This is a genomic window from Candidatus Electrothrix sp. (genome assembly GCF_052785085.1).
Window position 1 is genome coordinate 1 of sequence record NZ_JALAAI010000125.1, and the last position, 10,686, is coordinate 10,686.

11 protein-coding genes are annotated in these 10,686 nt (G+C 47.5%); all 11 read left to right on the plus strand.

Going from position 1 to position 10,686, the window contains the following annotated elements:
• Positions 1-138: 138 nt before the first annotated feature.
• The 11 genes from L2082_RS15980 to L2082_RS16030 all read left to right on the plus strand — a co-directional run bounded on the left by L2082_RS15980 (position 139) and on the right by L2082_RS16030 (position 10,672).
• On the plus strand, positions 139-480 hold the full coding sequence (locus tag L2082_RS15980) for an AAA family ATPase (protein ID WP_446010744.1): 342 nt from the start codon (positions 139-141) through the stop codon (positions 478-480).
• 8 nt (positions 481-488) lie between these two features.
• On the plus strand, positions 489-1,349 hold the full coding sequence (locus L2082_RS15985) for a hypothetical protein (RefSeq protein ID WP_446010745.1): 861 nt from the start codon (positions 489-491) through the stop codon (positions 1,347-1,349).
• Between the two features lie 163 nt (positions 1,350-1,512).
• On the plus strand, positions 1,513-1,734 hold the full coding sequence (locus L2082_RS15990) for a hypothetical protein (protein ID WP_446010746.1): 222 nt from the start codon (positions 1,513-1,515) through the stop codon (positions 1,732-1,734).
• 2 nt (positions 1,735-1,736) lie between these two features.
• Positions 1,737-2,018 (plus strand): type II toxin-antitoxin system RelE/ParE family toxin, encoded by a 282-nt coding sequence (locus L2082_RS15995; protein ID WP_446010747.1) that lies wholly within the window; start codon positions 1,737-1,739, stop codon positions 2,016-2,018.
• 134 nt (positions 2,019-2,152) lie between these two features.
• The gene (locus tag L2082_RS16000; protein ID WP_446010748.1) at positions 2,153-2,635 is read left to right on the plus strand and encodes a Uma2 family endonuclease; all 483 of its coding nucleotides are present in this window, start codon (positions 2,153-2,155) and stop codon (positions 2,633-2,635) included.
• A gap of 55 nt (positions 2,636-2,690) precedes the next feature.
• Positions 2,691-3,917 (plus strand): lipoprotein-releasing ABC transporter permease subunit, encoded by a 1,227-nt coding sequence (locus L2082_RS16005; protein ID WP_446010749.1) that lies wholly within the window; start codon positions 2,691-2,693, stop codon positions 3,915-3,917.
• On the plus strand, positions 3,910-4,614 hold the full coding sequence (locus L2082_RS16010; RefSeq protein WP_446010750.1) for an ABC transporter ATP-binding protein: 705 nt from the start codon (positions 3,910-3,912) through the stop codon (positions 4,612-4,614). The genes L2082_RS16005 and L2082_RS16010 overlap by 8 nt, the downstream gene beginning before the upstream one ends.
• Positions 4,615-4,802: 188 nt before the next feature.
• On the plus strand, positions 4,803-7,190 hold the full coding sequence (gene lon / locus L2082_RS16015) for an endopeptidase La (protein ID WP_446011953.1): 2,388 nt from the start codon (positions 4,803-4,805) through the stop codon (positions 7,188-7,190).
• Positions 7,190-8,347 carry a signal recognition particle-docking protein FtsY gene (gene ftsY / locus L2082_RS16020; RefSeq protein WP_446010566.1) on the plus strand — a complete coding sequence of 386 codons (1,158 nt, stop codon included), beginning with the start codon at positions 7,190-7,192 and terminating at the stop codon, positions 8,345-8,347. Before lon ends, ftsY begins: the two co-directional genes overlap by 1 nt.
• Before the next feature lie 9 nt (positions 8,348-8,356).
• Positions 8,357-9,271 carry a DnaJ domain-containing protein gene (locus L2082_RS16025; RefSeq protein ID WP_446010567.1) on the plus strand — a complete coding sequence of 305 codons (915 nt, stop codon included), beginning with the start codon at positions 8,357-8,359 and terminating at the stop codon, positions 9,269-9,271.
• A gap of 189 nt (positions 9,272-9,460) precedes the next feature.
• Positions 9,461-10,672 (plus strand): KAP family P-loop NTPase fold protein, encoded by a 1,212-nt coding sequence (locus L2082_RS16030; protein WP_446011954.1) that lies wholly within the window; start codon positions 9,461-9,463, stop codon positions 10,670-10,672.
• Positions 10,673-10,686 lie beyond the last annotated feature (14 nt).

The following is a 10,686-nucleotide window of genomic DNA, read 5'->3' on the forward strand; positions in this document are numbered from 1 at the left end:
CTTCAAGAGAAATTCAGGATTAAGGTTATAACAAACCAAATCAAGCATTCAATGAATCTGAAGATTGAAAAACTTCAGCGAGCCGCATGAAATGCACCTATTCAGAGGGAAAGGTGTCGTTTTTGAGTTCTTAAAGGAGTGCGTAAGACTCCGCCAGAGGCGATTGTTGTTTCCAAAGGGCAGGAACATGGGCTGGATCGGTTGAGCAGCGGGGAAAAAAATTTGGTACAGCTCTTCCTGCGTATCGGGGCACATTGCACCCGTAATTCGATTATCCTGATTGATGAGCCGGAAATTCATCTCCATCCCAACTGGCAAAAACGCCTGATGAAGCAGCTGCGAGAGTTTGCTCAGGAATATCCAGGGATGACTATCATCATCGCTACCCACTCCATAGAAATGCTGCGGGCTTTCGGATTTGAGCATAAAGAAAAGGGTCTGCACAAAGGCGGTGAAATCATAGAAGAGAACATGGAGTAAGTTCGATTATGACCGCTTTCAAGGAGAAGTCAGCAACAGAGTTCGCAGAGAAATCTTACTTGAGCCGAGTGATTGTGTATCTCGAATCTGAAGAGGACAGGTTGATTATCGGCGACCGCTGGTTTTATGATGAGAACGTGGAGTTTCGTTCTGCCGGAGATGATGCACAGGGAGCGGGCGGTTGTACTCAGGTTATCAAGAAGGTCAACAACGACAAAGAAAAGGGGATCACAAGCGTCGGGTTGGTTGATCGGGATGTTCTGCTGAAAGATTGTCATTGGGAGTGCTGGTGGGAATCCGATGATAGCGACTTCAGGGCCTGTCAGCCATATGGAGAGAATATCAAGGTGCTCAGTAGCTGGGAGATTGAAAACTACCTGCTGCTGGAACCGGAGATTATTGCCTCGGTCAAAGCAGATCGGTTCGGTCAGGTTCAGCAACGCCCTGCACCTCTTCCACTTTCTTTCGAAGAAATTTCTTTGTTCACAATGCTCACAGCCGCTGATGTATGCTGTCATGTTGAGGGGAGGAAAAAGGTTAGTGACAGCATGGCTCATTATGACAAGGCTTCTCATGAACTGCGCCGCAGCTTAGAAAAGAAAGGCGTAGAGTTAGCTGCACTGGATCAAGGGATAAACATGGCTGCCCGTTTTGCGGGAGCCGAAAAAGCTGGCTCGGCTGAACACTGGAAGCAAGTGAGTCGAATCCTGAATGGTAAGGCAATTCTCAAGCGATTACAGTTGTTGGGGAAAAAGCAGGAGGATGCAGTGGATTGCCGTCTGGCCTTGGCACGCAAGATTGCTGATGATGAAAGGATTAATCCTGAAATCAGAGACCATATTGCTGCGTTCAGAAAGATGAAGCCCTAACAGCACAGAGAATCACCATGCCAACCCGAAAACTCGTCAGTTTTGACTGGGCGCAAACAATGATGGCTTTGGAGGATATTTAAAATACCTCCCGGAATGGAGTATTATAGAAAGAAGCGCTGTGATAAGGAAAAAAAGCAAGGTCTATAACGGAGGTGCAACCATGGCTATGACATTTGAACAGGTGGTGGAAACCGTGAAACAGTTTTCACCAAAACAACGGGAGATTCTGTCTGACCTGATGAGTAAATGGGAAACTGAAGCTGTTCGGCATGAAATTGCCAGAGATGCGCAAGAATCTTTGACGATGTTTCGCCAAGGAGAACTTAAGCCCCAATCAGCACAGAGTGCGATTACAGAGCTTCGGGAATATCTGGACGAATAGGCATGAAACGAGAACTGGTTGTAACACCGAAGTTCAAGCGAACTTATCGGAAATTTGTTCGCCGCAACAGAAAATTACAGAACTCTGTTGAGGAGACCCTTAAACAGATGCAGGAAGATATTTACTCATCATTACTGAATACACATAAATTGAGCGGAACTCTGGAAGGGTTGCGGGCATGCATCTGCGGTTACGACTGCCGGATTGTTTTTTCACTGGAACAAGGTAGTGATGCTGAAGTTATTGTCCTGCTTGATATCGGCAAACATGATCAAGTTTATTGAACGCTGCCTGCAAGAGACGTTGAGTAAAGAAAAAGTGAGAGCCCTTGCGGATAAGCGGGGAAGATCGCAAAGGTAACCAGCATCATTTTTCAGGATATAATCGGCGGACAGCTTTCAGCAAGGCGAGGAGTGTTATGAATTGGCAGGAAGTATGCGAGCATCCGGAGTTGAGAAATTTATCTTTTAAGATTGAACTGAACAGGCAGGGACAGGTGATTATGACCCCGGTGAAAGTGTACCATTCGGTTTTTCAGGGAGAAATAGCTGCTCTGCTCAAAGCGGAACGCAAGGATGGAAAGGTTCTTACCGAGTGCGCTGTCAGTACACACCAGGGAACAAAAATTGCTGATGTGGCTTGGGTATCGGCGGAGATTTTTCAGCACATCAAAGATGAAGTTGAATGCTCCGTATCTCCTGAACTCTGCATTGAAGTGCTGTCAACAAGCAACACCGCTGAAGAGATGGAAGACAAGAGATTCCTGTATTTTGCAAACGGTGCCAAGGAAGTATGGATCTGTGACCAGCAGGGAACATTCCGCTTTTATGTACCGGGAGCGGAAAGAAAGAAATCGCTGCTGTTTCCTGATTTTCCGGCGGGGATTGACTATGATAGCTGATTTTCGGGAAAATCTCACAACACTCAACGCCTCTTAACCTTAAATTTACCGTCCTATGTCCTTTGAACGATTTGTCAGCTTCCGCTATTTGCGGGCCAAGCGAAAACAGAAATTTATCTCCCTGATCTCAATTATCTCCGTGCTTGGGGTCGCCGTCGGGGTTATGGCCCTGATTGTGGTGCTCTCCGTGTACACCGGTTTTACCGAGGGCCTGCGGGATCAGATTATTGGCATTAATGCCCATGTAATGATCCATCGTCCAGGTAACGGGATTGCTGATCCTGCCCAGCTGAAACAGGAGGTCGAGGGACTTGCTGGGGTGGAGGCTGCAACCCCGAATATCTTTGGTCAGGCCCTGATCACGTCAGGCCAATATTCATCAGGGATTGCGATTCGCGGTATTGACCCGGAAAATGCAGGCAAGGTGTTGAACCTGGAATCCAAGATGATCAGCGGAAAACTGATTGACCTTGCTGATGATTCCGGGTTGCCCATGATTTTTTTGGGGCGGGAGTTGGCTACTCAGCTCCGGGTGGATATAGGCTGGAAAATCAGGTTACTCTCACCCAATGGTACCCTGACTCCGATGGGGGTGCTGCCCAAGGTTCAGACCTGTGTGGTGGGCGGGATTTTTGCCACTGGTATGTATGAGTATGACTCCACCATTGGTTTTGTCAATCTGGAGACCGCCCGACGGCTGGTGGGGATTGACGGCAAAGGCGTTCAGAGCCTTGAACTGCGGGTAACAAATGTGGATAAGGCAGATAGCGTTGCAGCAGCAGTGCGACAACATATTGGCCCATCTTATTTAGTCCGGGACTGGAAACAGGCCAATCAGAACCTCTTTGCCGCCCTGAAGCTGGAAAAAATCGGAATCTTTATCGCCTTGGCACTTATTATCCTGGTGGCCTCCCTGAATATCATCAGTGCGCTGGTGATGGTGGTGATGGAAAAAAACAAGGACATTGCTATCCTCAAATCCATGGGGGCCAAGACCGGTGCAATTATGCGGATTTTTTTCTATCAAGGCGCAGTGATCGGGGTGAGCGGTACCCTGCTCGGCGTCGGAGCAGGCCTGGGGGTGTGCTCCCTGCTGAAACGGTATAAGATTATTGAGCTGCCCAGCAATGTCTATCCTATGTCCACCCTACCGGTCAAGGTGATGCCTGATGATATAATAGTTGTCGCTCTAGTCGCTGTCCTGATCACCCTGCTCGCAACCCTTTATCCTTCCTGGAAGGCATCTACGGTTCGTCCGGTTGATGCCCTGACCTATGAATAAACACCTTATGCAGAATCACGACAACGAGTCTGTTCTTTTACAGGCTGCTGATATCCATAAGAGCTATGGAGTGCAAGAGAACCCGGTTCAGGTCTTGCGTCAGGTAAATCTGGAAATCAAACCTGGTGAAATGCTGGCTATTGTCGGGGCTTCTGGTTCAGGAAAAACCACCCTGTTGCAGATTCTTGGTTGTCTGGATATCCCGGATCAAGGAAGCTTGTATTTCGCTGATCAGGATTTGACTGCTTTGTCAGAAAATAAAATGGCAAGCCATCGCAACAAGAATATCGGTTTTATTTTTCAGTTTCATTATCTGCTCCCGGAGTTTTCTGCGCTGGAAAATGTGATGATGCCTGGCTTGATCGCAGGTCAGGCTGGCAAAAAAATAGAGGAAGAGGCCCAACAGCTCCTTAAACAGGTTGGCTTAGGCCATCGAATGACCCATCGCAGCGGCGAATTATCTGGTGGCGAGCAGCAGCGGGTGGCTCTGGCCAGGGCCCTGATTATGCGACCTGCTCTGTTGCTGGCAGATGAACCTACAGGTAATCTGGATTCAACCAGTGGTCAGCAGATTTTTGAACTGTTGACTGAGCTTTGCCGAACCAGAAGGATGTCCGTGGTCATGGTGACCCATAATATGGAGCTTGCCAAGGCAATGGATCGTTGTTTAACCCTGAAGGACGGGCAGTTGGAATAAAGGAAGAAAAAAGGGAAATCTTTCAGAAGAATGGTTGAACAATAGGGAGATTTGGTTATTCTGTGTTTTTGTTGATTTCTTCTGTTGAGTAACGGTATACTGTGAACGTGCAATAAAGAGATGAGAATGCTGTGGACCTTCCAAACGGTTCCGTAGAATATAAAAAGAGGAGAATTTTCGGAGAATACATGGACGATCAATCACGAAATAAGCAAAAGAAAGTACCACAAGACCCAACCTTGCTTCCCATCCCAAAAGAGTTACCTATCCTGCCGTTGCATGGATTTGTTTTTTTCCCAGGCATGGGGTTTCCACTCCAAATTGCCAGTGGCACTTCCAAGCAATTGGTTGATGAGGCTCTGCAAGGTGACAGAATGGTCGGACTGGTACTCTGTCATAAAAAACAGGTGGAAGATACTGATACTATTTCCAGTACTGACCTGCATCGCGTGGGTGCTGTAGGTTATATTCATAAAATTTCCAAAACCGAAGAAGGCTATTATCAGGTTTTGGTGAGTGGTATTCATAAGCTCAGTGTGGATAAGTTCACTCAGGAAAAACCTTATATAAAAGGTGAGATCAGTATCTTACCTATGGAGTTAAATGAAAGAGAGAGCGAGACTGAGGCCCTGATTCTGGGGATTCGCAAGGAGTTTAAAAAGCTTGGCGACCTGATTAATCTGCCCGCAGAGATCATGGCCACCATGGATGCCATCACTGATCCCTTCCATGTTGGTTATCTGGTGACTTCTCAGATAAACCTCCGCGTCAATAAGGAGCAGGAAATCCTGGAGATCGTGGAGGTCAATTTGATGCTCCACCGGGTGGCTCGTGAGCTGAACCGACGAGTCAACACTGCTGAGATGAGCAATAAGCTGCAAGAAGATATCAAAAAGGATATGGACACCAAGCAGCGGGAGTTTTTTCTTCGTCAGCAGATGCAGGCCATTCGCAAAGAGCTTGGCGAAGAATCTGACGGCAAAGTGGAACTTGAAGAACTGCGGGAACGAGCAGCTGAGGCTGGTTTGAGCGAAGAGGCGCATAAGGCTGTGGAAAAAGAGTTGACCCGCCTTGACCGTATTTCTCCGTCTTCTCCAGAATATTCGGTTGCCCGTAATTATATTGATTGGATTCTCGACCTGCCCTGGAGTACCTCAACTGAGGATACCTTGAACCTGGACCAGGCTGAGGAAGATCTGGAAGAAGAGCATTACGGCCTTGAAAAGATCAAAAAGCGGATCCTGGAATTCCTGGCAGTGCGTAAACTGAAAAACGATATCCACGGCCCGATCCTTTGTCTGTCTGGTCCTCCAGGTGTGGGAAAAACCTCTTTGGGCCAATCCATTGCCCGAACTATGGGGCGTAAGTTTTCTCGTATGGCCTTGGGTGGAATGCGGGATGAAGCCGAAATTCGCGGTCATCGGCGTACCTATATTGGGGCCTTGCCTGGTCGTATTATCCAGAACCTGAAAAAGGTGGGCGTGAATAACCCACTGATCCTTTTGGATGAGATTGATAAGCTGGGCAATGATTTTCGCGGTGATCCTGCTTCTGCTCTGCTGGAGGTTCTGGATCCGGAGCAGAATTGCACGTTTACGGATCATTATCTGGATGTGGAGTTTGATCTGTCCAAGGTCATGTTTATTGCCACTGCCAATATGCTGGATACCATTCCCGGTCCTTTGCGGGACAGGATGGAGGTGGTGGAACTGTCCAGTTATACAGAAAATGAAAAGCTGGCCATTGCCCGAAAGTATCTGCTCAAGAAGCAGCTCAAAGAGCATGCACTTACGGAAGATAACCTGGAAATGGATGATGATGCCCTGCTGGCCGTTATCCGCTCCTACACGCGGGAGGCTGGTGTGCGCAATCTGGAGCGTCAACTGGCTGCGATCTGTCGTGGGGTTGCCGCAAATCTCGCTCGTGGCCGGACAGAGAAAACCGTGGTCACAGAAGATAATCTCTATGATTTCCTGGGGGTGGTAAGTTTTACCCCTGAGATGAAGGCCCGTACCTGGGGGCCTGGGCTCTCTACTGGTCTGGCTTGGACCCCGGTGGGAGGGCAGATCCTCTTTATTGAGACCTCCAAGATGAAGGGCAAAGGCGGACTGGCCTTGACCGGAAAGCTGGGCGATGTGATGAAGGAGTCTGCTTCTGCGGCCCTGACCTATATCCGTTCCAATGCTGATGCCTTGGGCGTTGATGAAGATACCTTTTCTCAGGTTGATCTTCATGTCCATGTGCCGGACGGAGCAACCCCCAAGGACGGACCTTCTGCTGGTGTGGCCATGGTCAGCTCGCTTATTTCGGTGATCAGCGACCGGACAGTACGCCAGGATGTGGCTATGACCGGTGAGATCACCCTGCGGGGCGATGTCCTGCCTGTGGGCGGTATTGCGGAAAAGGTGTTGGCTGCTCTGCGGGCTGGAATTTATGAACTGGTACTGCCGGTTCTCAATGAAAAAGATGTGCTGGAGATCCCGGAAGAAGTCCGCGAAGGCGTGACCTTTCATTATCCCCACACCATTGAAGAAGCTCTGGAATTTGTTCTGGAGAAGGAAACGGATCAGAAATAATGCTTGGTTGGTTTAAGAAAAAACTTTCAGGAAAAAAGGAAGAGGCAGCAGCTGAAGAGACTGTAGAGACCGCTGATCGGGTTGATGCAGGTGAAGAGTCTGCTCCTTCTTCCACTCCTGGAACATTGGTTCCAGATGAAGTTGCTCCCCCAATGAAAGAGCCTGCTGAATCTGATGAGCCAGCAGAGGCTGAGGAACAGAAAAAGCCCCAGCGTCGCTCCATGTTCCAGCGTCTCCAGAAACGGTTGGGCAAGAGTCGGAACCATTTTGTTCATCGCCTGGATAATCTTTTTCGTGGAAAGAAGAAGATTGATCAGGAATTGCTGGATGAACTGGAAGAAATTCTGATCACAGCAGACCTTGGGGTATCCACGGCAATGGATTTGCTGGATGCGGCCAAAGACAGTGTCAAACGTCAGGAGCTGAATGACCCCCAGGCCCTGAAAAAGGTATTGCGTGATAAGATTCTTTCCTTTCTCCAGGAATCAAACCAACCAGCAGAACTTGTTTTGCCGGAATCCGGCCCCTTTGTGATTATGGTGGTTGGGGTGAACGGGGTGGGCAAAACCACCTCTATCGGCAAGATTGCAGCCAAGTTTGCTCGCTCTGGGCAATCTGTGTTGTTGATCGCTGGTGATACCTTTCGGGCCGCAGCCATTGATCAGCTCAAGATCTGGGGCGAACGAGTTGACGTGGAAGTGGTTGCTGGTCCGCCTAAGTCTGATCCTTCATCCGTGGTCTTTGATGGAGTAGCCAAGGGGGTGGCCAAGGATTATGATGTGGTGATCATTGACACAGCTGGTCGTCTCCATACCTCTGTCAACCTGATGGAGGAGCTGAAAAAGATAAAACGGGTGATCGGCAAAAACCTGTCCACAGCTCCCCATGAGGTCATGTTGGTGGTTGATGCCACCACGGGTCAGAATGCTGTGTCCCAGGCCAAGCTCTTTAATGAGGCTGTGGGCATTACCGGACTGACCCTGACCAAACTGGACGGTACTGCTAAGGGCGGTATTGTCGCCAATATTTGTCATGAACTCAAAATACCGGTTCGTTTTATCGGTATCGGCGAACAGGTGGATGATTTGCGGGATTTTGATCCTGAAGAGTTTGTTGATGCCCTGTTCAGCGTAGGGGAGGAGAGTGATTCCGTTTGATCAGATGCCATGATCAAACGGCCCCTGTCCCGATCCTGCAACCTTTTTCCTTCCTCCTTTCCCATGCAACGCCAGTATAATTATTCCAGCAACCAGCCCGGCTGTGGTGGTTGCCTTCTCATTATTACCCTCATCCTGCTGGCCACTGGTGGATGGCAGGCTGTGGGGAGTTTTTTTTCTTTTCTTATCTTTTCCATTCTGTTCGGAGGACTGTTCCTGTTTGCGGGTTTTTTCGGGTTTACCCGATATATCCAAAGCAGGGCCGCAGCCTACGAGCAGTCCCAGACCGAGACCCATAATCGCTTTGTCTTTCTTTTGGTGAATATCCTGGTCTGTATTGCCAAGGCGGACGGTCATTTCACCAAGTCCGAGTTACGGACCATGCTCAATTTTTTCCAGCACTCGCTTCATTATAATCAGGACCAGATGTACTGGGTCAAGCAGCTGATCAAAGATGCCCGAGATACAGAGCAGGATCTGGATGCCTTGCTCACGGAGTTTCGTAGCAGCTTTGCTTATGAACCCCGCCTGATTTTGCTGGAGCTGGTGTATCAGCTCATTTTTACCAAGAAACCCGTGGAAGAGGCAGAACTGAACCTGGCCCGTAAGATCGGTGATTTTCTTGGTATCCGGGCATATGAGCAAAAGACCATGGAGAATAAATACCGCTATGGGCATCAGTACCATCGCGGGAGTGCGGGCAGTGGCAGTGCGCCTTCTGAACAGCATTACTCTACTGTGCTCGGGGTTGAGCAGGGGGCTGATTTTGCCGCCATTAAGAAATCCTATCGTAAGCTCTCCATGCAGTATCATCCGGATAAGGTGGCCCATCTGGGCAATGAGTTTAAGGGGGTTGCTGAGGAGAAGATGAAGGAGATCAATGCGGCGTATGATCATTTTCGGAGGAAGTTTGAGGGGAGTTAGGGGATGGGTGAGAAGGTCTACTCGTTGGACTAAAAAGTCCATTGATTGGATTTTTTTATCCAAAATTTGGATTTTCTCATCTGAATTTTAGATCAGCTTATCTGGTGATTTGATCTTTTTGTTAAGTCGGTTGATAGTGTAGAGCAAGAATTAGCACTAGCTCTTTACAATAAACAGAGTGGGAATAAAGTGGGTAAATATCATAATGACCAGCCGATACAAGGAGGACCCGATGATCCTGACTTGTTGAACCGATCAGCTTTTTCAAATCACTTGGCAGACATTCTTTTACTGAACCATGATGATGACTGCTTAACTGTTTCGTTGGAAGGAGAATGGGGATACGGTAAAACTTCGGTAATAAATTTAGTCAAAAGAGCATTGCTTGAGAAAAAACATCCGCCGACCATTGTTGAATACAATCCTTGGCTGGCCGGAAAACCAGAATCTCTGATTCAAGATTTTTTGCTGCAATTCTCATCACAACTTAATATCACAGATAACTCTGCAAGTGCTCTCAAGGCAGCCAAAGAACTCATCGCCTATTCGAGTCTTTTTAGCGTGGCTAAATTAGTACCTGGTGCAGAACCGTGGGCTTCAATTGTTGAAAAAGTGTTATCCGGTTCTGGGAAGACAACAAAAAAGATAGCAGAGCTTAAAAAATTAGATTTGCTTGGTAAAAAGAAGAAGGTTGACAAGGCGCTTAAGAAAATCAAAACACCTGTCGTAGTCATTATTGATGATATTGACAGGCTCACTCCATCAGAGACATTTCAAGTTCTGAGACTCGTAAAAGCTGTTGCAGACTTTTCAGGGACTTCCTTCCTCTTGGCCTTTGATGCCAATTATCTTGCTTCTGTCCTCAATAAAAACGACATCATTAATGCTTCAGAGTACATCAATAAAGTTATTCAGCTCAGGGTTCCGTTACCACTCATTTCAGAGCGTGGAATCAAGGAGTTGGCAAATGTAGAGTTAGAAAATCTAAGCGAAAAGAACTTAACAGAACAGTTTGATCATGATCAAGAAAGACTGGGTTGGATATATCATAAATATTTCAAATTCTTGATCAAGAACCCTCGTGAAGTTAAAAGATTCTTTAATCATTTAAGATTCGTACTGGAACAAATCGAAGGCCAAGTATGTTTTTCGGATCTGTTTGCTCTATCAATTATTGCAACAAAGGCAACTCCTCTTTACGAGCATATCAAGAAAAACCCGGAAGCATATATTGGTTGCCGTTTGTCAAATGATGACTTCGACATTGAAGAGACAGAAGATATTCTAACCCAAGTTCGTAGGATTTGTGCTCAAAACACGAAAAAAAGTCCTTTTTGGGGCCTTGCTCCTCTTTCAAATATCTGTAATTACTCATCACAGATTTTCGGATTCTTAATGTAGTGCCAGAGAGTGCG